Source organism: Mesorhizobium sp. M0051 (genome assembly GCF_040323235.1).
Classification (GTDB): domain Bacteria; phylum Pseudomonadota; class Alphaproteobacteria; order Rhizobiales; family Rhizobiaceae; genus Mesorhizobium.
In genome coordinates, this window is sequence record NZ_JAMYUT010000037.1 from 39,387 (window position 1) to 63,582 (window position 24,196).

Annotated in this window: 21 protein-coding genes and 1 tRNA gene; 7 read left to right on the plus strand and 15 right to left on the minus strand. The window is 61.1% G+C overall.

What is annotated here, in order from left to right; all coding sequences use genetic code 11:
* Positions 1–11: 11 nt before the first annotated feature.
* The 4 genes from NKJ90_RS28640 to NKJ90_RS28655 form a co-directional block, all read right to left on the minus strand.
* A complete protein-coding gene (locus NKJ90_RS28640; protein ID WP_023760577.1) occupies positions 12–1,037 on the minus strand; it encodes an NAD-dependent epimerase in 1,026 nt (341 codons plus the stop codon).
* Positions 1,037–1,909: a nucleotide sugar dehydrogenase gene (locus NKJ90_RS28645; protein ID WP_023760578.1), complete on the minus strand. Its 873-nt coding sequence runs from the start codon at positions 1,907–1,909 to the stop codon at positions 1,037–1,039. The genes NKJ90_RS28640 and NKJ90_RS28645 overlap by 1 nt, the downstream gene beginning before the upstream one ends.
* 4 nt (positions 1,910–1,913) lie before the next feature.
* Positions 1,914–3,191 carry a sugar transferase gene (locus tag NKJ90_RS28650; RefSeq protein WP_023760579.1) on the minus strand — a complete coding sequence of 426 codons (1,278 nt, stop codon included), beginning with the start codon at positions 3,189–3,191 and terminating at the stop codon, positions 1,914–1,916.
* Between the two features lie 546 nt (positions 3,192–3,737).
* Entirely contained in the window at positions 3,738–4,328 is a 591-nt protein-coding gene (locus tag NKJ90_RS28655) for a biotin transporter BioY (RefSeq protein WP_023760581.1), read from the minus strand.
* Positions 4,329–4,451: 123 nt separating this feature from the next.
* Between NKJ90_RS28655 and NKJ90_RS28660 the strand changes: the two genes are divergently transcribed.
* On the plus strand, positions 4,452–5,360 hold the full coding sequence (locus NKJ90_RS28660; RefSeq protein ID WP_023760582.1) for an MBL fold metallo-hydrolase: 909 nt from the start codon (positions 4,452–4,454) through the stop codon (positions 5,358–5,360).
* 34 nt (positions 5,361–5,394) lie between these two features.
* Here the strand turns inward: NKJ90_RS28660 and NKJ90_RS28665 are convergent, their stop codons facing one another.
* The 5 genes from NKJ90_RS28665 to NKJ90_RS28685 all read right to left on the minus strand — a co-directional run bounded on the left by NKJ90_RS28665 (position 5,395) and on the right by NKJ90_RS28685 (position 10,100).
* On the minus strand, positions 5,395–6,249 hold the full coding sequence (locus NKJ90_RS28665) for a phosphorylase family protein (protein WP_245266743.1): 855 nt from the start codon (positions 6,247–6,249) through the stop codon (positions 5,395–5,397).
* A gap of 80 nt (positions 6,250–6,329) precedes the next feature.
* On the minus strand, positions 6,330–7,121 hold the full coding sequence (locus NKJ90_RS28670) for an ABC transporter permease (RefSeq protein WP_023760584.1): 792 nt from the start codon (positions 7,119–7,121) through the stop codon (positions 6,330–6,332).
* A complete protein-coding gene (locus NKJ90_RS28675) occupies positions 7,114–7,995 on the minus strand; it encodes an ABC transporter permease (RefSeq protein ID WP_023760585.1) in 882 nt (293 codons plus the stop codon). Before NKJ90_RS28675 ends, NKJ90_RS28670 begins: the two co-directional genes overlap by 8 nt.
* On the minus strand, positions 7,992–9,032 hold the full coding sequence (locus NKJ90_RS28680) for an ABC transporter ATP-binding protein (protein WP_023760586.1): 1,041 nt from the start codon (positions 9,030–9,032) through the stop codon (positions 7,992–7,994). The genes NKJ90_RS28675 and NKJ90_RS28680 overlap by 4 nt, the downstream gene beginning before the upstream one ends.
* A gap of 27 nt (positions 9,033–9,059) precedes the next feature.
* The gene (locus tag NKJ90_RS28685; RefSeq protein WP_023760587.1) at positions 9,060–10,100 is read right to left on the minus strand and encodes an ABC transporter substrate-binding protein; all 1,041 of its coding nucleotides are present in this window, start codon (positions 10,098–10,100) and stop codon (positions 9,060–9,062) included.
* A 191-nt stretch (positions 10,101–10,291) separates the two neighbouring features.
* Between NKJ90_RS28685 and NKJ90_RS28690 the strand changes: the two genes are divergently transcribed.
* Complete coding sequence (locus NKJ90_RS28690; protein WP_023760588.1) at positions 10,292–11,290, plus strand: LacI family DNA-binding transcriptional regulator; 999 nt, start codon at positions 10,292–10,294, stop codon at positions 11,288–11,290.
* Positions 11,291–11,360: 70 nt separating this feature from the next.
* Here the strand turns inward: NKJ90_RS28690 and NKJ90_RS28695 are convergent, their stop codons facing one another.
* Entirely contained in the window at positions 11,361–12,146 is a 786-nt protein-coding gene (locus tag NKJ90_RS28695) for a DUF1499 domain-containing protein (protein WP_023760589.1), read from the minus strand.
* A 205-nt stretch (positions 12,147–12,351) separates the two neighbouring features.
* Complete coding sequence (locus tag NKJ90_RS28700) at positions 12,352–13,980, minus strand: fatty-acid--CoA ligase (RefSeq protein WP_023760590.1); 1,629 nt, start codon at positions 13,978–13,980, stop codon at positions 12,352–12,354.
* Positions 13,981–14,160: 180 nt separating this feature from the next.
* Between NKJ90_RS28700 and NKJ90_RS28705 the strand changes: the two genes are divergently transcribed.
* Both NKJ90_RS28705 and NKJ90_RS28710 read left to right on the plus strand, forming a co-directional pair.
* The gene (locus NKJ90_RS28705; RefSeq protein ID WP_023760591.1) at positions 14,161–14,517 is read left to right on the plus strand and encodes a hypothetical protein; all 357 of its coding nucleotides are present in this window, start codon (positions 14,161–14,163) and stop codon (positions 14,515–14,517) included.
* Positions 14,518–14,662: 145 nt separating this feature from the next.
* Positions 14,663–15,052: a DUF427 domain-containing protein gene (locus tag NKJ90_RS28710; protein WP_023760592.1), complete on the plus strand. Its 390-nt coding sequence runs from the start codon at positions 14,663–14,665 to the stop codon at positions 15,050–15,052.
* A gap of 174 nt (positions 15,053–15,226) precedes the next feature.
* On the opposite strand, the gene NKJ90_RS28715 is transcribed toward NKJ90_RS28710, so the two are convergent.
* The 3 genes from NKJ90_RS28715 to ppdK all read right to left on the minus strand — a co-directional run bounded on the left by NKJ90_RS28715 (position 15,227) and on the right by ppdK (position 20,168).
* A complete protein-coding gene (locus NKJ90_RS28715) occupies positions 15,227–15,973 on the minus strand; it encodes a polysaccharide deacetylase family protein (RefSeq protein WP_023760593.1) in 747 nt (248 codons plus the stop codon).
* Positions 15,974–16,137: 164 nt separating this feature from the next.
* Positions 16,138–17,241: a glycosyltransferase family 9 protein gene (locus NKJ90_RS28720; protein WP_023760594.1), complete on the minus strand. Its 1,104-nt coding sequence runs from the start codon at positions 17,239–17,241 to the stop codon at positions 16,138–16,140.
* A gap of 242 nt (positions 17,242–17,483) precedes the next feature.
* On the minus strand, positions 17,484–20,168 hold the full coding sequence (ppdK, locus tag NKJ90_RS28725; protein ID WP_023760595.1) for a pyruvate, phosphate dikinase: 2,685 nt from the start codon (positions 20,166–20,168) through the stop codon (positions 17,484–17,486).
* Positions 20,169–20,382: 214 nt separating this feature from the next.
* Between ppdK and NKJ90_RS28730 the strand changes: the two genes are divergently transcribed.
* From NKJ90_RS28730 to NKJ90_RS28740, 3 genes are all read left to right on the plus strand, one after another.
* A complete protein-coding gene (locus NKJ90_RS28730) occupies positions 20,383–20,727 on the plus strand; it encodes a VOC family protein (RefSeq protein ID WP_023760596.1) in 345 nt (114 codons plus the stop codon).
* A 128-nt stretch (positions 20,728–20,855) separates the two neighbouring features.
* Positions 20,856–20,930, plus strand: a tRNA-Gln gene (locus tag NKJ90_RS28735).
* 224 nt (positions 20,931–21,154) lie between these two features.
* Positions 21,155–23,245 (plus strand): O-antigen ligase family protein, encoded by a 2,091-nt coding sequence (locus NKJ90_RS28740; RefSeq protein WP_023760597.1) that lies wholly within the window; start codon positions 21,155–21,157, stop codon positions 23,243–23,245.
* 217 nt (positions 23,246–23,462) lie between these two features.
* On the opposite strand, the gene NKJ90_RS28745 is transcribed toward NKJ90_RS28740, so the two are convergent.
* Complete coding sequence (locus NKJ90_RS28745; RefSeq protein WP_023760598.1) at positions 23,463–23,855, minus strand: hypothetical protein; 393 nt, start codon at positions 23,853–23,855, stop codon at positions 23,463–23,465.
* Between the last annotated feature and the right edge of the window lie 341 nt (positions 23,856–24,196).

A 24,196-nucleotide genomic window follows, 5' to 3' on the forward strand; every position in this document is an offset into this window, starting at 1 on the left:
CAAGACCAGGCCTATCCCCGTCCAAAATACGCCAGGTACCACTCGACAAACCGCCCGACGCCCTCGGTCACCGTCGTCGTCGGACGATAGCCCACCGCCTGCTCCAGCGCCGACGTGTCGGCAAAGGTGTCGGGCACGTCACCGGGCTGCAGCGGCAGCAGTTCGACGATGGCTTTCCTGCCCAACGCGTTTTCCAGCGCCTCGACATAAGCGGTCAGCTTCACGGGGCTGTTGTTACCGATGTTGAAGATGCGCCAGGGGGCGCTGCTCGTGGCCGAATCCGGATGGCTGGAATTCCAGGCGGTGTTGGCTGTGGCCGGGCTGTCGCTGGCCCGCACGACGCCCTCAGCGATGTCATCGACATAGGTGAAGTCGCGCGTGTGATTGCCGTTGTTGAACAGTTTGATCGGCTCGCCGGCAAGGATGTTCTTGGTGAACAGGAAAAGCGCCATGTCCGGGCGCCCCCAGGGGCCATACACGGTAAAGAAGCGAAGCCCGGTCGTCGGCAGCCTGAACAAATGGCTGTAGCTGTGTGCCATCAGTTCGTTGGCGCGCTTGGTCGCCGCGTAGAACTGCAGCGGATGATCGGCCGGCCGGTGCTCGGAAAATGGCATGTCGGTATTGGCGCCGTAGACGCTCGAGGTGCTGGCATAGGTCAGGTGCGCAACGGCGCTGTTGCGGCAGGCTTCCAGCATGTTGGCGTAGGCGATGATGTTGCTTTCGACATAGGCATGCGGGTTTTCCAAGCTGTAGCGAACCCCGGCCTGGGCGGCGAGATGGATCACCCGGTCGAATGCGTGGTCGGCAAAGCAATCGTCAACCACGCTTTTGTCGGCGAGATTGCCGCGGATGAAATGATAGCCCGCATTGGTCTTGCGGCTCGCTTCATCGAGCAGCCCCAGCCTCGCCTCCTTGATCTGCGGATCGTAATAGCTGTTGACATTGTCGATGCCGACAACCTCATCGCCGCGCTCCAGCAGCCGCTTCGATACGTGATAGCCTATGAAGCCGGCGGCGCCGGTGACCAGAACCTTCATCAGAAGCGCCCATCCGTGACATGTCTGGGGAACAGACCCTTGATGTCGTAGATGACGCCTGGGGTCTTGCAAAGCGCCTGCAGGCCATCGACGCCCAGCGCGCGGAACTGCCTGTGGCCGACGGCCACGATGACGCCGTCATAGGGCTCGTCGGGAATATCCTTCATGCTCGTTATGCCGAAGGCGCGCGCACATTCCTGCGCGTCGACCCAAGGATCCCAAATGTCGATGCCGGCATTATACTCCTTCAACCGGGAGACGATATCGGCGCCCTTGGAATTTCTCAGGTCCGGGCAATTTTCTTTGAAAGCCGCACCCATCACCAGTATCCGGCTGCCGACAACTGGTATCCCCTTGCGCATCATCAGGCGGGCCGTCTGATCCGCCGCATGCTGACCCATACCGTCATTGATACGGCGGCCAGCAAGAATCACCTCCGGATGATAGCCAAGTTCCTGAGCCTTGTGGGTAAGATAGTAGGGATCGACCCCAATGCAGTGATCGCCGACTAGACCCGGCGTAAGGCGCAGGAAGTTCCATTTGGTGCCGGCGGCCTCCAGCACCTCGGACGTGTCGATGCCCAGCTTGCCGAAGATGAGCGATAGCTCGTTCATCAGCGCGATGTTGAGGTCCCTCTGGGTGTTCTCGATGACCTTGGCCGCCCTGATCTCATCGCTGCTGGCTTCCAGCGTATGGTCCTCGCCGCGCTCCAGCGCGTCCACCCTCGATTGGTTGATGTCGAAGCCGACGACGTCCCTGGTGGCACCGAAGGCGACCGCCAGCGGCAGGCCGACGTAGCCAAGTCCGATGATGGCTATCTTCCTGCGAGATTCATCTGCTTCCTGTTTGTTATTCAGATTCACGCTTCGCATTGGGCTATCGCGCGCCAAACCCGGTGAGCATTGTTTTCGTTGTCTTGAGCGTTATCAGAACATCAAGCCAGGGTGAAAAGTTCTTTATGTAATAGAAGTCGTAGTGTAATTTTTCCATGACGTCATCGACGGCGGCCACATGCCCCTGATTTACTTGTGCCCACCCGCTTATACCTGGCCTGACAATGTGCCGGTAGCGGTAGAACGGCAACTCATTCTCGTACCACTGCGACAGCACGACGGCTTCCGGCCGCGGCCCGATCCAGCTCATTTCACCACGCAGAATGTTGATGGCCTGCGGCAACTCATCGAGCCTGGATTTTCGCAAGAAACGTCCGACGCGGGTGATGCGATCGTCGTCGCACTTGGTGATCGCCTCCTCCCTGTCGCTACCGGCCTCGCCATGTTGCCGCATCGAGCGAAACTTGTAGACCGTGCAGATCTTGCCCCGGTACCCCATGCGTTGCTGGCGAAACAGCACGGGACCCTCTGAGTCCAGCCGGATCAGCAGCGCTATCGCCGCCAGCACGGGGGAAAGGGCGACAACCAAGACAAACGCGGAAATCCAGTCGGCCGCCTGCTTGATCTTAAGATAGGCCTGGTTCGGGTTGAGGGAGCCAAGCGTGTTTTCGGACAGATGCTCGATCTCGACCCGACCGGTCAACGATTCCCTGACTTGCTTGACATGGTATACGGGCGTTCCCGAAAGGGCCCGATCGGCGATGTACCGCTCCCATTCCGCGCCAAGATCGGCACGCAGATCGACGACCACGCCGCTGGCTGTTTCAATGACCGTGCTGGTTGACTTGATCCAGAACCAGTGCACCCCGGGCAAGGTCTTGAGACGCTCGACATCTCCGCCGGGAACCACGACGAGCCGGTGTGGGTCGAGATGCCGCGTCAACAGGCTCAGGCCGAAATACCAGAGCGTGGACTGCGTGAAACTTGCTGCGGCCTGGAACCGGCTGTACTCGAACCGGAAAAAGAAGATGGTCAGGAAGACAGCCCCGTAGGACAAGGCAAATGTCGGCAAGATGTAGCTTGCCGCGGCCACTCCCGGGAAATTTCCGATGCGGCGATAGGAGAGGAAACCCGCAAGGTGCGCAATCGCCGCGGCAGTCACCGTTACCTGAAGGTATGCCGAATAGATAAACTCAGGATTGAAGACAATCCGGATAATGGCGGGGGCAAAAATCGCGAATGTCAGTCCGCCAAGCAGCTGAAATCGAATCCTGAACAGGAAATGCCGGCTTCCGACAATAGTTGAAGCCGCGACATTCAACGCCTTGCCCCTTGCCCCGAAGTTGCTGCCACGGGCCAGCGCGATTCTGCATCTGACCTACCCGTTCGTTCGTAGAACGAATCGAACATCTCACCCCCCGGCGATCCGACATAGTCGAAGAGCAATGGCTACGACACTTCGTCTCCGCTAGCAAGTATCTATTTCATATCAATAGTTAGCGGAAGTCTTGATCAACAGCATTGCTTTTTACGCTTTAGAAAAGCCGCTCTGCACGGAACGTCGATGCCAGGATTATAGAGGCAATGATAAGGTGCAGTTCTCCATGCGAGGCGCGCGGGAGCTTGGGCAGATCGTTTTCGGGGGCGAGGAATCTTGTGTTCCCGAACCCATGGATCCTTTGACGGGAGCTGGTCGGATGCCTATGGCCAGCCGGCAGGTGCCGATGATCGGCCATGTGCCGACGAACAGGATGCGCTGTTTCTGGAAAGCTAGGTGAGGTCACTTGGCGGACACCAGGCCGAAGTCCGCCAAGTGCCGTGTTCCAGCCGGGCTTGACCGCTCAAGCCGCCGGCACCCGCTCGCGTTTCAGCCGCGCTTCAGCAACGTCCACACGGCCGGTACAAGGCTTGCCGCGAGCGCCACCTTGATCAGGTCGCCGACGATGAAGGGAACGACACCGAACTGCCACGACTTTTCCGGGCCGATCAGCAGCGCCAGCCAGGCGAAGCCCATGGCCATCATGACGATTTCAGCAACCAGCATGGCGTTGAAGAGCTTGATCGGATGGCGGTCCCAACCGCGATCGGCGGCCCAGCCGACAAGCGCTGCCATGACGACGAAGCCTGCGAGATAACCGCCGGTCGAGCCGAGCATGTAGGCAATGCCGATGCCCTTCTCCGGGGTGCTTTGGAAGACAGGGAAGCCCATGGCGCCCTCCGCCATGTAGAGCAGCAGGGTGGCGACGCCGAGACGCATGCCGAAGGCGGCGGCGATCAGCAGCACGGCCAGCGTCTGCATCGAAATATCGACTGGCCCGAGCATCACCTTGGTCTTGGCCGACAGGGTCAGCAGCAGCGTTCCGGCGATGGCCAGGAAAAGCTGCGTTGCCAGCCGCGCCGCGCCATTTTGCGGCAGAGCCAGAGAAACAAGCGGACGCGTCGTTGTTGCAATTGCCATGGTATTTCCCCAATCCGGTTGCCGCTATCCGATGTTCGCGGCCTCACGTTCTCCTATATTGGCTTGCGTGTTATGCGGCAATCGGTTTTGCCGTTCCTGAAACAAGGCACCGATGCATCCGCCATGGCACTCAAGTTCGATACCAGCTTCGATCCCCTTTATGGCAAAGGGGTAAGCGTCGCGCCTGACATCCAGCGCATCACGGCCCGCAATCCGAGCCCCTTCACCTTTCACGGCACCAACAGCTACATCGTTGGCAACGATACGCTGGCCGTGATCGATCCGGGCCCGGACGACGAGGCGCATCTGCAGACCCTGCTTGACGTGATCGCAGGCCGGCCGGTCAGTCATATCCTCGTCAGCCACACGCACCGCGACCACTCACCGTTGGCGGCCCGGCTGAAAGAGCGCACCGGCGCCGTGGTGCTGGCAGAGGGACCGCATCGCCCTGCAAGACCGCTGCATATCGGTGAGACCAATGCGCTCGACGCCAGCGCCGACATGGCTTTCGCCCCCGACATCACGCTTTCCGACGACGAGGTAGTCGACGGCGACGGCTGGTCGATCAGGACCGTTCTGACCCCGGGCCACACCGCCAATCACGCGGTGTTCGCTCTGGAAGGAACCGGCATCCTGTTTTCGGCCGACCATGTGATGGCCTGGGCAACCTCCATCGTCGCCCCGCCGGATGGGGCGATGGCCGACTATATGGCCTCGCTGGACCGGCTGATCGAACGTGGTGACCGTTTGCTGTTGCCAGGACATGGCGGGGCGGTGACCGCACCGCGCGCTTTCATGCGCGGCCTGAAGACGCACCGCAAGATGCGCGAGCGCGCCATACTGGAGCGGGTCAGAGCGGGCGACCGGACGATCGTGGACATGGTCAAGGCGATCTACAGCGATACCGACCCGCGGCTGCATGGCGCCGCCGGATTGTCGGTGCTTGCTCATCTCGAGGACCTGGTGGCGCGCAGTCTTGTCAGCACTGACGGCGACCCGGCTATCACCGGTATCTTTGTGCCGGCGGGTTAGAACCCGGGCACGAGTTCATCCGTGCTCTCGTACGCTAGAAACGGCTGGAGCGCGCGGCCGGTTGGGGCGACTTCAAGCCCTGGCAAGAGCATTCAGGGTTAGCCGGAAGACGTGCCGCGGTCTCCAGCGCAACCCGCGAGGCTGTCATGGAAAGGCTCGGCAACACGTGCTCCTGCAACAATTCCTGGCGGTTGCGGTCCATATAGTCGTTGAAACCTGCGGTCACGAACGCGCATGGCACGAAACACGCGCCGATCTCGCGCGACAAGGTTGCCTCAGGGGCAATTGAATGGTTGAGCACGTCCGCTCCCATGTTCCGATACGCCAGAGCTTCAGCGGGGGTTGTCAATCGCGGCCCGTAGCAGTGGGCAGCGACCAACTGCTGTTCGATGCCATGGACCCGGCATTCGGCAGGCCAATGGCGCCGGGCGGTCTCGGCCAGCAACGCCGCACATCTTGGACATACGATCTGCTTGCCCGAGCAGTCGAAGCTCTGGCGGCCAGGCAGCAGTGAAAACGGGGTCTGCGACAGTTCGATGATATCGGCGCTCACCACCATGTCTCCGGGCTGGATCGCCTTGTTGACGGCGCCGACGGTCGAGCAGGCGAGCACTTGTCGTACACCCGCGTTCATCAGGACCCAGAACGCGCGGCGATGGCAGGAATGGTCGATATGGTCTCGGGGATTGCCGTGCGAATACATGCACAATGCACGTTTCGTTTTACCTTCAGCTGTAATCGACGCATCGAACTCGAGAAGCTTCCAGTTGTCGGAGCGACCGAAAGGCGTTTCAAAACTCATGTCGCGCCGCAAAGTGCGCACACCATCGACTTCGACATCTTCCGGGAAGGCAAGCCCCCAGTTTGCAGAGCCGGTGATGATGGCCAACCCTACCTGAGGTATGTCCGTTGATTGATACGCCAGATCGGCGGCTGGGTGATGATTTGTAGGCATGTTTCCAGTCTCGGTCAGGATTTTCGGCGAAGGGTCACGATCAGGACGACGGCCACGACGATGGCGGTCCACAATGTCGAGATCGCCGCAATGGTCGGATCGATCTGATCGCGCAGCGATAGGAACATAAGCTTCGGCATCGTGCTGTTGCGACCACTTGAGATGAAGATTGAAATCACAGACTCATCAAGCGAAGTCAGAAACGCCATCAATGTCGCCGACAGCAAACTGATATGAAGTTGGGGAACAATTATTCCGCCAATAGCTCTGGCCCAGTTCGCACCGAGGCTACGAGCCGCCTGAACCTGGTTCCAGTCAAAGCGGGCCAGGGCGGGCAACAACACAATGCATGCGACCGGAATGGCCAGCACGACATGTCCAACCAGCACACCGAACAGCGTCCCGACCAGCCGTTGCGCCGCCAGAACAAAGAAGAGACCGATCGCAAGCAGGATGCCCGGCACAATGGACGGGGTGAGCAGGACGCCCTGAATGGTTACCGCGGCCTTTCCGCCAAGCCGATTTATCGAAATGCAGGCCAGCAGCCCCAGAGGCACTGCGACCATCGCCGTCAATGTCCCAAGGATGAGGCTCGTCCTGAGTGCGGCCATCCATGTCGCCGAACCGAAGAAAGTCTCGTACCAGCGCAACGAGTATGCGCGCGGCGGGAACTCGAGAAGATTGGACGCCGAAAAGGACAGCGGCACGACCACGAGCGTTGGCAACATCAAAAACGCCATTACGAGTGCGGAAAAGCCCCACAGAAAAATGCGGGACAGCCTGTTGTCCGGATAGGCCTCAAGCATGGGCCGCACCGTTGCGCGTCGACAGTCGCCGTGCCGCCAGGAACATCACCCCGATCATCGCCATGACAATGAGGAGCAGAATACCCAGGACGCTCGCCGACCCCCAATCCTGAAAGGTCGATAGCGTGCGCTCGATCCGGGTAGAGAGAGGATTTACCTTGCCGCCGCCAAGCACCGCCGGTGTGATGAAAAACCCTATGGTGTAGATGAAGACGATGGTCGAACCCGAGAAGATGCCGCCGGCCGAAAGAGGCAGAATGACTGTGCGGATCACCTGCCCGAGAGAGGCTCCCATGCTCGACGACGCGCGAATGAGGTTTGCATCGATATCGCGCATCGCGGCATAAACGGGCAGCAGAAAGAGCGGCAGCATGTAGTGAACCATGCCGATGAGCGTTCCCGTGAAGTTGTAGACCAGCGGCAATGGCTCCGCTGTCAGGCCTGAACCTGTCAAAGCCGCGTTGATCAGGCCATCGCGCCGCAAGAGCACTAGCCAGCCATAGGTGCGCACCAGGATCGAGGTCCATAATGGCAGCATGACGAAAGCCATCAGCACGTTGGCGACCCTTGGTCTGGCGCTGGCCAGAGCGAGCGCCAGCGGGGTGCCGAGAAGAATGCAGATCGCCAGCGTGGCCAAGGATAGCTCAAGGGTTGTGACGAGTGCCGACCATGTCAGCCCGCTCGAAAGCACCTTCTCGTAATTGCCGAAAGTGTATTCGCCTCCCGTGGTCAGGAAGGATTGCCGGATGATCCACAGGATAGGCAATATCGCCGCCAGTCCAACGATGAACAACGCTGGCAGCGAAAGCGACAGGAAGAACCGCCGCTCGCGCAGGGCGTCTGCCGCGAGTGCGGGATCCGCGGTCGCGGTCACGCTATCGTTTCCGGTAACGGGTGAACTTTCGCTGCCGGCGCATAGGCGGTCACCCGCTGGCCGGTGGCAAGCTCGCCGCAGCCGCTGGCCAGGGCTGCCGGAATGCAGACAAGAACCTCTTGCCCGCCGCCATCCAGCGCAAGGGTAAGAAGCCAGTTCTCCCCGCGAAACGCCTTGGCGCGCAGTGTTCCTTCGAGCGCTATCCCGTCTCGCCCGACGAGCTTCTCATCAAGATGGAAGCTTTCCGCGCGGATCATCAAAGTGGCGCGCGACGCATCGGCGCCGTCGATTCTGCGCACCAGGCCTGGGGCCACAATGTTGGCCTCACCCATGAACTCCGCGACGAAGCGGGTCGATGGGCGATCATAAATCCGCTGCGGCGTGTCGATCTGCTGGATGCGGCCGGAATTCATCACCGCAATCCGGTCTGACATGATCAGCGCTTCGCGCTGGTCATGCGTCACATAGATCGTGGTGATCCCCAGATCGTCATGCAGACGCCGGATTTCGTACTGCATGGTTTCGCGCAGATTCTTGTCGAGCGCCGACAACGGCTCGTCCATCAGCATCACGCGTGGCTCGAAGACGATTGCCCGTGCCAGCGCCACCCGCTGGCGCTGACCGCCGGACAATGCGGCAATGTTGCGCTCCGACAGACCTTCCAGTTTCACGCGGGCCAATGTGTCAAGCGCTCGCCGACGGGCCTCCGCCTTCGGCATCTTTCGCAGCGCCAACGGATACGCGACATTCGCCAGAACGTTCATGTGGGGGAACAGGGCGTAGTTCTGGAACACTATGCCGATGTCCCGCTTGTTGGGGGCCAGGCGGGTGATGTCCCGATCCCCCAACAAGAGTTTGCCGGAATCCGGCCGGACAAAACCGGCCAGAGCCATGAGCAGCGTGGTCTTGCCCGATCCCGATGGCCCTAGCAGCGTGAGGAATTCGCCAGCTTGAATGTCGAGCGAAACATCATCCAGTGCGACGTAGGTCCCGTAAGACTTGCTGACGCTGTCGATGGTGATCGGGAGCGACTCCATCATCTGCTCCAGTCTTACAGCTGAGACTCAGCGGGCCATCATCTCATCGAAGGCTTTTTGGGCGGCCTCACCGTTCTTGACCCACCATTCTGAATTCGAAAACACCGAAGTGCCGGCATTTTCAGGCGCGGTCGCAAGGGTCTTCAGACGGTCCTCGGGAATAAGGCCACCCTCATAGCCAGCAGGATTGACCGGGCCATAGGCTATGAAGTCGGTCAGCTTCGCCACGCGCGCGGGCTGTGTCATCGCCGCGATGAGCTTCATAGCTGCTTCCTTGTTCGGCGCCCCCTTCGGCACCGCAAGACAGTCGGTGCCAATGACCGAACCCTTGAACGTGTAGTCAGCCGCGCCGCCATCCGCTTTCACGGTTTGGGCCCGCCCGTTCCAGGTAACGACCAAATCCGCCTCACCATCTTTCAGCAACTGCGCCGACTGCGCTCCCGAGGTCCACCACACGGCGACATTTGGTTTGATTGCTTCAAGCCGCTTGATGGCACGATCCAGACCCTCCGGCGTGCTGAGAACGGGATAGACGTCCGCCGGTGCCACGCCATCGGAGAGCAGCGCGATCTCAATCGAGTCTTGGGCATTGGCACGCAGCGCACGACGGCCAGGAAATTTGGCAACGTCCCAGAACTCCGCCCATGTCTTCGGCGGGTTCTCGCCATAGGTCTTGGTGTTCCACGACAAGACGGTGCCATAGGAGTCGAACGGATAGCAGTAGTCGGACTTTGCGCCAGCCGGCACGGCCTTTGGGTCGATGATCTTGTAGTCGAGCGGCTCCAGCAGCGATTGTGCGGCGGCCTGCGCGCCTTCCGGTGAGCCCAGGTGAATGACGTCGGTTGTGACCGCACCCGAGGTGACCTGCATCTTCAGGGCGGCCAAGCCGTCGCTTAGGGTCTCCTCGCGGACATCATAGCCAAGCTCTTTTGCAGCAGGGGCCCACATGGCCTCCTTCATGGCGTTGCCATAGTCGCCGCCCGCGGTCGTGATGGTGACTGTCTGGGCATAGACGGGCAAGGCTGCCGAGACTGCGAATGCTGTTAAGGAAATGCGTAGCCAAGACATAGGTTCTCCTCCCCAATCTTTTACGAATGGTGCCTGAAAGGCCCGTTTATTTGTAATCGTAACGTTACGATTTCACCTTAATGCAAGGGAGTCAAGCTGGTTTCTACGGGAGTTCGGATTGACCGGGATGTCGAATCCGGTAACGCTATGGAGGTCAGCAATCAGCCGGCGCTTTCGAAGTCGGGCGAACAATGGCCAACCTAAAGCAGATCGCGGCGGAACTTTCCCTATCGGTAACCACGGTGTCACGCGCTCTGAAGGATGGGCCGGAAGTACAGCCCTCGACCATAGCCCGCGTCAAGGAGGTGGCTAAGCGGGTTGGCTATGTGCCAGATCATCATGGTCGTGCGCTGAAAACCGGTCGGACACTGACGCTGACGGCAGTGCTCCCGATGGAGACACGAGACCATCTGTCCGATCTGTTGAAGCTTCCCTTGATCGAAGGCATGACGCTGGCTGCCCGGCAAGCCGGTTATAGTTTGTCCATTTATTCCACGACTCCCGACGACGATCCCGTTGAGAGTGTGCAACGGCAGCTTCAGGCGCGCAGCACAGACGGACTGATCATTACGCGCATGGTGTCGGGCGATCCGCGCGTCAAGCTGCTGCTGGATCAACGCATGCCATTTGTCGCGTTCGGAAGAACCGACGTGGATGTCGCATATCCTTATGTTGATATCGACAACGAACAGATCGCCTACGAGGCGACCCGGCGGCTGATGGAAAAGGGCTGTCGACGCATTGCACTGCAACTTCTCGTTCCGGAAGATCAGACGAGTGCCATGCGTCTTTCCGGGTATGGAAGGGCAATGGCCGAGGCCGGCATCCCAATCGACCAATCACTGATCGGTCACGGCATGTTCACGATGGAATTGAGTGCAGCCTGGTTCGATCGCATGCTGGCGTCGTCAGATCCGCCGACAGGCTTGGCATGCGCCAACGAACTGGGCCTTCTAGGAGCGTTACATGCTCTTGGCAGAAGAGGTCTCGTGCCAGGCAACGACGTCCACATTGTCAGTCGCGACAGCACGCGGCTGGCACGCTTCCTGCCGGCAAAGATCGGTGTTCATTTCGTGGATATGGCGGCGGTTGGACGCAAGCTTATCGAAGTCCTGGAGAGCCGGATCGTCAATCCGCTTGGGCCGGCGGCGGCGATCTTGCTGCAGGGCAGATACGAGCCCGCCGAATAGTCGGCCGCAGGCTCAAGCCGCATCTCCGCGGTCGAGGCGGATCGGCCTAACTACAACCAGTTCTGAAACATCACTCGGCGGGCGCCGCACCAACCTGACCGGCGACTTCCTGGTCGAGTTCGGCGAGGAAATCGACGATGCGCGCGGCGTTGTCGCCGAGATCGAAGCGGCCGTATCGCGAAGCTGACCGCATGTCGACGATGACCGCATCGCCATCGTCGGTCACGCGGATCGCAATATCGGCCGGAAGACCGATCACGAACCCCTTGGCGACGGCGGTGATGGTGACATCGTTTTGCCCGGCGAGGTCAGGATAGGGTTCGGACAAATCCCAATCGCGCCGGTCAAGGACGGTTTCGACGGCATTGACGACAGTCTCGAATGGCAGGGCGTAGCTGCGTGCACTGACCAGCGGATAGCTATCGGTCTGCAGCCGCTGTTCGCCAGGCGTCGACGGGGAAAGCACGTTCATTTCTTTCGTCCGGTCACCCACGTCGAGCGCCGGCGGCTCGTCAAAATCTGTCGAGATATCCCTGAGCGGCGGGTAGATTGACGCCCAGTAGGCGGCGACGCCGTAGGGTGCGAGCACCAGCAGCGCCAGGAGGGTGCCGACCGTCAGGTCGCGGCCGCCGCGGTCGCCGAAGTTCCATAGCCGCGAAAAGGCGAATCCGGCAAACAACAGCGCCAAGGCCGCCAGCAACGCGACAATGCCCAGCACCCACAGGAAGGCCGGCGTTTCGACGAGATCGAAGCGGTGGCCGACGAAAACGGTCAGCAGCAGCACCGCCGAAAAAGCGGCCGTGCGCCGCGACCAGCCGGCCGCCCTCGACGTTTGCCGTTCAGGAATGCTAACCATCGTTTTCTGTGCTGCCCCTACCCGAACGGAGACTTAGAACGGTTCACCGTTTCGCGGAACCGGCAAACCGCTCCATCGCCTTGTTTTGACGCAATTCCCAAGGGAAAGCGCTAGGCGCTTTTGCCGGGAAACCGCTTCACACTTTTCCTGGAATTGCTCTAGTGCCTTTTTGCGGCCGCTTGAAGCCGAAACGCGCGACACCCCGTCAATCCGTCGGCAAGCGATAGTCCTTGAACTGCTGGCGCAAGGTGATCTTCTGGATCTTGCCAGTGGCGGTGTGCGGAATTTCGCTGACGAAGGCGACATCGTCCGGCATCCACCATTTGGCCACCTTGCCGTCCATGAAGCCGAGAATGTCCGCTTTGGTCGGTTCCTTGCCCGGCTTGCGGACGACGACCAGCAGCGGCCGCTCGCCCCATTTCGAATGGCAAACGCCGATGGCGGCAGCCTCGGCGACATCGGGGTGGCCGACAGCCAGGTTCTCGAGGTCGATGGTCGAAATCCATTCGCCGCCGGATTTGATGACGTCCTTGGCGCGATCGGTGATCTGCATATAGCCGCCGGCGTCGATGTGAGCGACGTCGCCGGTGTCGAACCAGCCGTCCTCGTCGAACTGTTCTGGGCCCGCACCGCCGTAATAGGCGCGGGCAACGGCCGGTCCGCGCACTTTCAGGCGGCCAAATGTCTTGCCGTCCCAGGGCTGTTCCTTGTTGTCGTCATCGGTCACCTTCATTTCGACGCCGAAGGGCGGATAGCCCTGTTTCTGCTGGACGTCGAGCCGGGCATCACCTTCAAGACCGGCATAGTCCGGCTTCAAGGTGCACAGCGTGCCGAGCGGCGACATTTCGGTCATGCCCCAGGCATGGATGACCTGGACATCGTAGTTCTGCTGAAACTTGGACATGATCGCGCGCGGGCAGGACGAGCCGCCGATGACGACCTTGTTGAGATAGGGAAGCTTCTTGCCGGTCTCCTCCAGATGCTGCAGCAGCATCATCCAGACGGTCGGCACGGCGGCGCTGAAGGTCACCTTCTCGGTGTCGAGCAGTTCATAGATCGAGGCGCCGTCCATCTTGCAGCCAGGCATGACCAGCTTGGCGCCGATCATCGGTCCGCTTTGGCCGAGCCCCCATGCATTGGCGTGGAACATCGGCACGACCGGCAAGATCGTATCACGCGACGACAGGCCCATGGCATCGGGCATGGCGGCAATCATGGCGTGCAGCACGTTCGAACGATGGCTGTAGACGACTCCCTTCGGATCGCCGGTTGTCCCCGACGTGTAGCACATGCCGGCGGCGGTGCCTTCGTCGAAGGTCTTCCAGGCGAAGTCGCCATCCGCCTCGTTTAGCCAGTCCTCGTAGGCGACCACGTTGGGCAGTGTCGTCTGCGGCAGGTGTGCCTTGTCGGTCAGCACGATCACCCGTTTCAGCGACTTGACGGCGCCGGCGATCTTCTCGAGCAGCGGCAGGAAGGTCAGGTCGACGAAGACAGCCTTGTCCTCGGCATGGTTCATGATCCAGACAATCTGCTCGGGAAACAGCCGCGGATTGAGTGTGTGGTAGATGGCGCCGATGCCCATGATGCCATACCAGGCCTCGATGTGGCGCGCGGTGTTCCAGGCGAGCGTGGCGATGCGATCGCCCAGGCGATAGCCGTCACGCTCCAGCCGCTGGGCGACTTTCAGGGCGCGACGATGGATGTCGGCGTAGGTGGTGCGCACGATCGGCCCCTCGATCGATCGCGACACGATCTCGCGCATGCCATGCTGCCGCTCGGCATTGTCGATGAGCTTGTGGCAAAGCAGCGGCCATTCCTGCATCAATCCCAGCATTCGATCCTCCCTTCGCGCTTTTGCGTGCGCTTTTCGGGCCATTGTGGAGCGAACCGCCGGATTGTCCAGCCGCCAGGACGGTCGAGTGCTGCATTGGTGGAAAACCGCCACAATCCGGCCATCCCTCGGCGTTAAGCTTCGTTAACGGGCAGGGGGGCGTGGCGACTGAAAGAGGTTCGCATGGACGCGCAACTCGACGACAAAGCCCTCGAGAGTACGCTTGCCGAAAGTCTGACCGATCTGGTGCCGGGCACAAAGACTGTTTCCGAAGACGAATTCGTCGAAGTTGTCGGCGGCGCGCTCGAAGCGGTCGGCGGCACGCTGCTGTTCAAGATGTGCGTCCAGAACCGCGGCGAAGGCCAGCATGTCGCGGCCGCATCCGTCGGCGACGGCGGCAATCGCCAGTTCCTGCTGCTCACCCTGCCGACCGGCGGCGGCCCATTGAAGGTCGAAACCGCGTCGAGGAGCAGCAACCCGGTCGCCGGCATCGCTGCTGCCTATGCCGGTCTCATGGACGTGTTCAAGGCCGCCGCCTGATTGCTGGCGACAGGTATTTCAATTTGCTTCGGAGGCACGATCCGTCTTTATCGGCCGATTGGGGCCTGCGTGGTGCATGGCCACCGCCGGCCTTGAACAATGCCCTTGCGCGACACATCTGAAAATCGACGCAAGGAGAACCCGCATGGACCAGATCACCAACCCCGCCCCCGGTTTTCAACGCAATCCCGACAAAGTCATCACCATCGAGCCGTTTGCCGGCACAGTCACCGTGCGCGCCGGAGACACGGTCATCGCTTCATCCACGAGGGCCAAGGTGCTGAGTGAGCCCCCCTATCCCGCGGTCTTCTACATTCCGTTCGCCGACATCGATTTCGGCAAGCTCGCCGGCGCCGAACACTCGAGCCATTGCCCCTACAAGGGCGACGCAAGCTATTGGAGCGTGCTGCCTGCCGGCGAAACCGGCCAGAACGCCATGTGGGCCTACGAGCATCCTTTCGACGAAATGGCAGAGATCCGTAACCACGGCGCGTTCTATGCCAGCAAGGTCAGCATCGAAGCCAAGCCGGACTGACCGATTTTCGAACCCAGGCGAACTCGGCGTGAGGTGCGTTGAGATTCAGGTCAGGCCGAGTCGAGAATGGTGGGTTCCGAGAACCGGAACGGAGCGGACTTTTGGTCCGTGAGTACCGGAAGCGCAGGAAACCAACGTTCGCAGGCCGGCATCACCTGAATATCAATGCACCGGTCAGTCGGTGGTGCCGTGATCGCCAATGCCATCGGCATTGGCATCGTCGAGCCGCACAAAGGTCAGGCCCTTGGCCTTGAGCGCCAGGAGCCCCTGCACCACGCCTTCGCCGGCGGCATGGGTCGGCTGGTTGATGTGCGAGATAATCACGTCACCGTCCTTGGCCGCCGCAATGCGCCGCGCGGTCTCCTTGGCGCCAAGCAATGAGCCGCCGTCGCCGTTTATCGAGAAGCCCGCGATCTTGAAGCCAAGCTTGCGGATCATGGCGATTGCCGACGGGCTGTATTCGGCGGTTGCGCCCCGAAACCATTTCGGCGCCGGCTCGCCGGTCCCGGCAAGAGCGGCGGCACCCGATTCGACCTCGGCCAGCACCGCATCCGGGCTGCCGGCGCTGCGGATGCCGTAGATCTTCCTTGGCGTATCGACCGCCGGGATATGATGGCCGCCGTGATTTTCAAGCTCGAACAGATCGGGATGGGCGCGCATGATCCCGACGGCAGCGGCGTTTCGCTTCAGCCAGATGCCGGTCACGAAAATGGTGGCGGGGATCTTGTTTTCCACTAAAGCCGAAAGAATCCGGTTGTCGGTCTGTCCGCCGCAGGCATCGAGCGTGAGCGCAACCCGGCCGGCTCCGCTCGTCTCCGCCCTGATGTGCAGCGTGGGCTCGACGAGCGGCGCGGCATGGCCGGCGGATACCATCGCCAACGACATGGCGATCATGCAGAGATTTTTTCGCAGCAGGCGCATCAAACCTAATTCCTGACCGGTCGTTTCAAGCCGGCATCCCAAGACCCGCATGAAGGCGGAAATCGGGATGGTGGATAGCAGGAAAGTGGCTGTCGCGACAATTTGACCGTTCGTGTGGTGAAAAGGCCATTGCGGCGATAGCGGTTGGCTGCGCGACGACGATGTCAGATGGCGCGTCCTAGCTTCATTTCGGTGCGCGAAAGAACCTCGCGCACCGCGTCGACAACCGGCTTGACCTCCAGGCCCCAGACGCAGCAGGCCTTGCTGGGATCCGGCGCGCGGCAGAGGCCCTTGGCCAGGCAGTTGCAAGGCATCGGCGGCTGGAGCGAGATGCTGGGCACGCCGACAGGACCCCAGCGCGACGGACGCGTCAAACCGAACAGCCCGACAACCGGGGTTCCGGTGGCGGCAGCCATGTGCATCGGGCCGCTCTCGTTGCCGAGAAACAGCCGGGCCTGCTTCAGCACCGCCAGCAGACTTTCGAGCGACAGGTCCCCGACGAGATTGACGACCGACGGCGCGGTCCTGGCGACGATACGCTCGGCAATCTCCCGCTCGTCCGGGCCGCCCACCAGGACGACGTCCAGATCGGTTTCGCCCATAATCTCGCCGATCGCCGCGGCAAACCGCTCCGGCTGCCAACGTCGCCCCTCGAAGCTTGCACCCGCATGCACGGCGATGAAGGCGTTTGGCCGCAGGTGGTGCTTGCCCAGCAGCGCCAATGCATTCGCCGTCTCCAGCGGCAGCGGCTGAAGGCTCGGAATCACCTTGCGGAGTTCGATGCCGAGCGCTTCGAGCGGCGAGAGGTAGCGGTACAGAAAATGCTGGCCATCAAAGCCGTAGGGCTTGGCAAAGATATTGGCGGGCTGGCGCTCCAGCATACGCAAGGGTCTTTCGGAAGGATTGTAGCCGACGCGGGTCTTTGCGTTGACGAGCCCGCTGACAATGCGCGACGTCTTTGAATCGGTCAGGTCGATCGTCAGGTCGAAACGGAACCGGCGTAACGCCCGCACCATGGCGTAAAGCTCTTTCCCGCGCTCGAGGTTAGTGCCGCGCATACGGGCGCGCCGAAACGTGACCACCTCCGAAGCGATGCCATGAGCGATCACGAAGCTCTCGAAGCTAGCCTCGCACAGAAATACGACTTTGGCGCCGGGGAATTCGAGCCGCAGGTTTTCTGCAAATGTCGAGGCGAGGACGAGATCTCCGATGAACTTCGTTTGGATGACCAGGATAGAGCGGAACGGCACGGGTGAGGTCTGCAACATCTGCTTCCGGGGACAATTGGCGGGATAATCGCAAATTGGGCGGGAACAGTGGCGAGATTATGCAATGCCTTCAGCACGTTCGTGTGACTTGGCTTACAAAACGGTAAGCTCAGCCTGGATAGACTATCCGCGGCCTGACTTAGAGCAGTTCACCGTTTCACGAAACGGCGAACTGCTCTAACTCTTTGTTTTGACGCAATTCCTCAAGGGAAAGCGCTGCGCGCTTTCCCGGAAAAACCGTTTCACAGTTTTCCTGGAGTTGCTCTCGCGACCCGCACCGCCGCCTGTGCGGCCGCCAGCCTGGCGATCGGCACGCGATAGGGCGAGCAGGACACGTAGTCGAGGCCGACCTCTTCGCAAAAGCGGATCGAGGCCGGGTCGCCGCCATGTTCGCCGCAAATGCCGAGCTTGATGTCGGGCCGCGTCGCCCTGCCCTTTTCGGCAGCCATGCGCACCAGCTCGCCGACGCCGTCGATGTCGAGCGAGACGAACGGATCCTGGTCGATTATGCCTTTCTGGCGATAGGTCTCCAGGAACGAGGCCGCATCGTCGCGTGAAATACCGAACGTCGTCTGGGTCAGGTCGTTGGTGCCGAAGGAGAAGAATTCGGCGGACTGCGCGATGACATGGGCGCGGATCGCCGCGCGCGGCAGTTCGATCATGGTGCCGGTGAGATACTCGATGTTGACGCCGGTTTCCTCCATGACGCTCTTGGCAACCGCATCGATGCGCGCCTTGACGTAGTCGAGCTCCTTCACCAGGCCGACCAGCGGCACCATGATTTCGGGGACCACAAGCGCGCCGGCCTTCTTGCCGGCCTCGACGGCCGCCTCGAAAATGGCGCGCGCCTGCATCTCGGCGATTTCGGGATAGGAGACGGCCAGGCGGCAACCGCGATGGCCGAGCATCGGGTTGAACTCGTGCAGCGCCTCGGTGCGCTGCCTGAGCTTGTCCGGCGACACCTTCATGGCGGCGGCAACCTCGGCCACCTCCTCTTCGGTCTTGGGCAGGAATTCGTGCAACGGCGGATCGAGCAAGCGGATCGTCACCGGCAGGCCGGCCATGATCTCGAACAATTCGAGGAAGTCCGAACGCTGCATCGGCAAAAGCTTGGCGAGCGCCGTACGCCGGTCCTTTTCGGTGTCGGCCAGGATCATCTCGCGCATGGCGACGATGCGGTCGCCATCGAAGAACATGTGCTCGGTGCGGCAAAGGCCAATGCCTTCGGCGCCGAAGGAGCGCGCCATGCGCGCGTCGAGCGGCGTTTCGGCATTGGTGCGCACCTTCATGCGGCGCACCGCGTCCGCCCACTCCATGATGGCGGCGAAATCGCCGGAAAGTTCCGGCTGCAGCATCGGCACGGCGCCTTTCAGCACCTGGCCATTGCCGCCATCGATGGTGACGATGTCGCCCTTGCGGAAGGTCGAGCCCATCGCCATCAGTGTGCCTGCCTTGTAGTCGACACGCAGCGAGCCGGCACCCGACACGCAAGGCTTGCCCATGCCGCGCGCCACTACCGCGGCGTGGCTGGTCATGCCGCCGCGCGTGGTCAGGATGCCTTCCGCCGCATGCATCCCGTGAATGTCCTCGGGGCTGGTTTCGATGCGCACCAGGATCGCCTTGCGGCCTTGCGTCTTCAACTCCTCGGCGTCAGCGGAGGAAAAGACAATCTCGCCGGTGGCGGCACCGGGCGACGCCGGCAATCCGATGCCGATGACGTCACGCGCAGCCTTGGGGTCGATGGTAGGGTGCAGCAGCTGATCGAGCGATGCCGGGTCGATGCGGGCAACGGCTTCCTCTTTCGTGATCAGCCTGTCCCGCGCCATCTCGACGGCAATTTTCAGCGCCGCCTTGGCGGTGCGCTTGCCCGAACGGGTCTGCAGCATCCACAATTTGCCGCGCTCGATGGTGAATTCGAGATCCTGCATGTCGCGGTAGTGCTTTTCCAGGCTGTCGGAGATGGTGACGAAGGACCGGAACGCGTCCGGCATCAGCTTCTGCAGCGACGGCTTGTCCGAGCCCGCTGCAATGCGCGCCGCCTCGGTGATGTTCTGCGGCGTGCGGATGCCGGCGACGACGTCTTCGCCCTGTGCGTTCACCAGGAACTCGCCGTAGAGCATCTTGTCGCCGGTCGACGGGTTGCGGGTGAAGGCAACGCCGGTGGCCGATGTCTCACCCATATTGCCGAACACCATGGCCTGGACATTCACCGCAGTGCCCCAGCTTTCGGGAATGTCGTGCAGGCGCCGGTAGGTGATGGCGCGGTTGTTCATCCAGCTCGAGAACACGGCGCCGATCGCGCCCCATAGCTGCTCATGCGGATCCTGCGGGAACGGCTTGCCGAGTTCTTCCTCGACCTTGGCCTTGTAGAGCGCGATGACGCCTTGCCATTCGAGCGCCGTCAGTTCGGTGTCGAGCTCATGCCCCAGCCCGCCCTTCTGGTCCTCCAGGATTTCCTCGAACACCTCGTGGTCGAGACCCATGACGACATCGGAATACATCTGGATGAAGCGGCGATAGCTGTCATAGGCAAAGCGCGCATCGCCGGAATCGGTGGCTAGCGCCTCCACCGTCTCGTCGTTCAGCCCGAGATTGAGCACGGTATCCATCATGCCGGGCATCGAGGCGCGAGCCCCCGAACGCACCGACACGAGGAGCAGTTTCGACGGGTCGCCGAACCGGCGGCCGGTCAGGTGTCCGATGTGATCGAGCGCAACCGCGACATCGGCTTCCAATCCGGCCGGATAGGTGCGGCCATTGGCGTAATAGGCGTTGCAGACCTCAGTGGTGATGGTGAAGCCCGGCGGCACCGGCAGGCCCAGGCTGCACATCTCGGCCAGGTTGGCGCCCTTGCCGCCCAGCAGATTCCTGTCGCCGGCACGGCCTTCCGCCGCACCATCGCCAAAGGTGAAAACCCATTTGGTCATGCATTGCTCTCCGGTTGCAGGAGATTGGCGAAACGGGTAGTTCCGCCGGTCCGACCCTGGAGCGATATGATGCTGCAGTGCGAAAGGCAAGGCGTCGGCGAAGCCGCCCGGCCCCTACAATCGATTAAGCAAAAGCCGTGTCCAAGGATGCGGCAAAAAGACTTGCCATCGCGCAGCTTTTGGTTTAGAACAAACCATGAACAAACAGACGCCCATGAAATCGTCCGGAAAGCTCGACTATCTCGAAATGCCGGCGACCGGCGGAACGCTGGACCGGCTCAAAGCCTTCTACAGTGGCGCCTTTGGCTGGTCCTTCACCGACTATGGACCGACCTATTCGGCCTTTGCCGAGGGCCTGGACGGCGGTTTTCAGGCCGATGCCGCGGAAGCATCGGCAAAGCCGCTGCCCGTGCTCTACAGCAGGGACCTGGAGGAAACGCTGCGCGCTGTCGAAAATGCCGGCGGCACGGTCGTAAAGCCGATCTTCGCGTTCCCCGGCGGCAGCCGCTTCCACTTTGTCGATCCGGCCGGCAACGAGATGGCGGTGTGGTCCGAGTAGCCGTCGCATGTCGTCCGGCGGCGCTGCTTTGCCTCACCAAATTTGATCGTTCTGACCGTCGCTCATAAGGATTGTGCTTTTCGGCTGCTCTGCTAATAACGCGCCGCACAAGCGACTCTGACGGCAATTGGGGCGTCGCCAAGTGGTAAGGCATCGGTTTTTGGTACCGACATTCCCAGGTTCGAATCCTGGCGCCCCAGCCATCCCTTTAAGGTCCGTTCCGGACACATGGGTTACGGTTTATACCGGAGATATGGGTAACACTTTTGGCCCGTTGGGTTTGGAGTGGTTCGAGCCTCCCAGTGCAAATCGCGGCAAACTGGGATCGTCACTATGCAGTCTGAACAGTATTGAACATCTCCCTCTTTTCCATACAAGGTCATCGAAGATTCGACCAAGAGGGGTGGCGGCTCAACATGGAACTTCAATGAACCTTCCTATCTTCGCCATCAACCTCGATCGCGAGACCGGTCGCTGGAGCGAATTGGTCGCCAGCGCCGAAGCGGCCGGCCTGGCCTTGCAGCGCATTGCCGCCGTCGACGGCCGCGCCCTCGCCAAGGAGGACTGGACGGAGATCGATCTTCCAGCGGCGCGCAAGCTGAGCGGACGCGACATTCTGCCCGGCGAATATGCCTGTTACCGCAGCCATATCCGGGCGCTGGAGACATTCCTCGCCGGTGGCGGCGCCTATGGCCTGATTGTCGAAGACGACGTCCTCTTCAGCGAAAGCACGATGCGGCGCATCGAAGCCATCATCGCGGCGGTGCCGGATTTCGATGCCATCAAGCTGACCAACCATCGCATGAGCTTCTTCATGCGCGCAGTCGAGACGACGGAAGGCGATGAGATCGGTCGCGCGCTGCATGGCCCGCAAGGTTCGGCCGCCGCCTATCTGGTGACGCGCCAGGGAGCCCAGGGACTGTTGTCGGCGCTCGCCGTGATGAAAATGCCATGGGATGTCGCACTCGAACGCTTTTGGGACACCGGCCTGAAAATCTATTCAGTTCGCCAGAACGTGGTTGGCTTCGCGGCCAGCAGCAAGACCTCTGGCATAGCCGGTCCCTCGGGAAGCTATAAATCTGCAAGGCTTGGCGGGCCGAGCCGGCTAAGTGCCGGAGTGTTGCGGGCCAAGGACGAGCTGCGCCGCCTGCATCACGTCCTGCTGCGCCCCCCTTTGCCGCGAGAAACCCTGGACTACGCCAAGGGCGGCGGGCTGCGCAATACGCTGCTTTTGTTGCTTGCGGCACTCGCCATTCTCGCCTTGGTTTCCGCGGTGTGGCGCGAGGCCGACACCTACCGCTATGCGGGCCTGGCGCTGGCCCTGGCCGCGGTCATCCGCTGGTTCAGGGTGGATTTGTGGACCTACAGCAAACCGCTGATCGGTTGGGTCGGCTTTTTGTGTCTGGGTTGGTCGCTCTACGTCTTCATCCGACTGGCGATCGTCTATTTCGGCACCCACCAATTGGGTGGCGCCGAAGGCATTTACATGTTTCCGCTGTTCTATGCGACGACCGGCTTCGCGTTTCTGCTGTTTGTCAGGCAGCCCGCGCGGCTCGTATTCTGGTTCATGATCCTCAGTCTTGTCTTCCTGGCGGCGGACACCTTCTATTCGGACATGCTTCAAGGTATCCAACCGACCCCGCGGCTTTTCAACAATCCCATCCACGCGTCGGTGGCTGCCGGCTTCATCTTCCTTTGCGCGCTGCAGTTCATGGCATACACGGCCCAGAGAACGGACCTCGGGAAAGCAACCAAGAACCTGCATTGGGCGCTGTCGACAGCCGTCCTGCTGTTTGCCCTCGTCAACATCATTGAGATGCGGTCGAAGGGCGTCTGGCTTGCGCTTGCGCTCGCCCTGCTCTTGTTGGCGGTCATGACCCTGGCGAGAGGTCATCGCCGCGAACTGTTGGTTTCAGGTGCCGTGCTGGCGATCGTGGCGGCCGGCGTTGTCGCAACACACAACATCTTCTCGTCCACCGCCGGCGACACCATGATCTTCGTCAAGGCCTTGGTTCCGGATGTCTTGAGGCATGGCGTCCTCCCAGCCTTCGACCGAGCCATCGCGAGCGATGTGACGCCGCTTGCAGCCAAGGAACGGCTGATGCTGTGGGCGGATGCGATCGAGATCTGGAAACGCCACCCGATCTTCGGAGCCAGTTCCAGCTGGCTGACCGAATGGCAGCACAGAACCTATCATCCGATGATCCTAAACGTCTTCCACAACGGCTATCTGGAGATTGCGGTGCGCTATGGTGTGGTCGGGCTGGCGTTCTTTGCCTTCCTCTACACTTGGTCGTCCAGGCAGGTTCTGCTGGCCATGCGGACCAAGCTTATCGCTCCGGCCGCATGGTCCTGCTACATCTCAACACTGGTCTTCTTCGCCATAACCATCCTTACCAATTCAAACAACCGGCTGGCTATGGGCGAGGCCTTCATGTGGTTCGCTGCAGCGTTCGGCTTCTACTGCTTTTATGTTCGCCAGCAGAACAACCTTGTCGCGCCGCGAACCTATTTCTAGGGCCGGCTCTGGCACCGCATCCGGCCAACTGGTCTGACTCAGTGATGGTTCCGTCGTTTTTTCAAAGATCCGGTGCAATCGTCGCAAGGCGCCACCGCCTGCCCCGCGCACAGGGCGCCCCTGCAAGAGCCCGGCCCGCACCGCCGCGTCGCGGTGCCGGCGTGTGGTTGAGGAAGCCGTGCACGCCGGCGGCCGTTATTTGAAGGGCGTGTGTTGGTCAGCCGTTTGGATAGTAGCCGCCATCAGCGCCATCACCCATGTAGGTTCCTTGGCCGGTGGTAGCCTGAAGCCGCTGATCGAGCGCATTGATCTGCCCAAGCTTCGAACGGGCTGAAGTCGACGCAGTGTGCTGGATAATATCCGCCTGCTGCATCAGGTCGCGGGCTTGATCCTGCGTGATCTTGCCAGTTTTCCTGGCCACGCGGATACCCTGCTTCACGCTGAGCAACTGCTCTGACGCCGCCCTCGCTTCCGGATCCGCTGGCACCGATGCCGTGGTCTGGGTGTCGACCTTTACCTTGTGGTGACGGTGCACAGCGTAGGCGCTCGAAAGCGGTATGGCCGCGAAGATCGATGCGGCCGCGATGATTTTTGGCATGAAGGTGCGCATGACGATATCTCCTTTGATGAAGCGAGCGGCGAAGCCGCTTTCCAAAAGGGCCGTTTGGTCGCGTCGAGCCGCAGTGGCACATTCATCGGCCGGCGGTCCTCGGCCCGAGAAGGCATATATGGAGGCCACTCCGGCGTTGAATGACTTGGAACGCAAATGTTATCGGATGTGATCGAGCGTTGAATTGCGGCTGCAACTAGAGCGGGATGAATTTAGGTTGGGCATAGCCAGCCTCGGTGAAGTAATTTCGGCATTTGGTTGACGTGACCTCGCCGAGGATTTGGCCGATGGCGTCACAGACGGTTTCGACTGTTCGCTTGGCAGCCTTGCGCAGCCAGTGC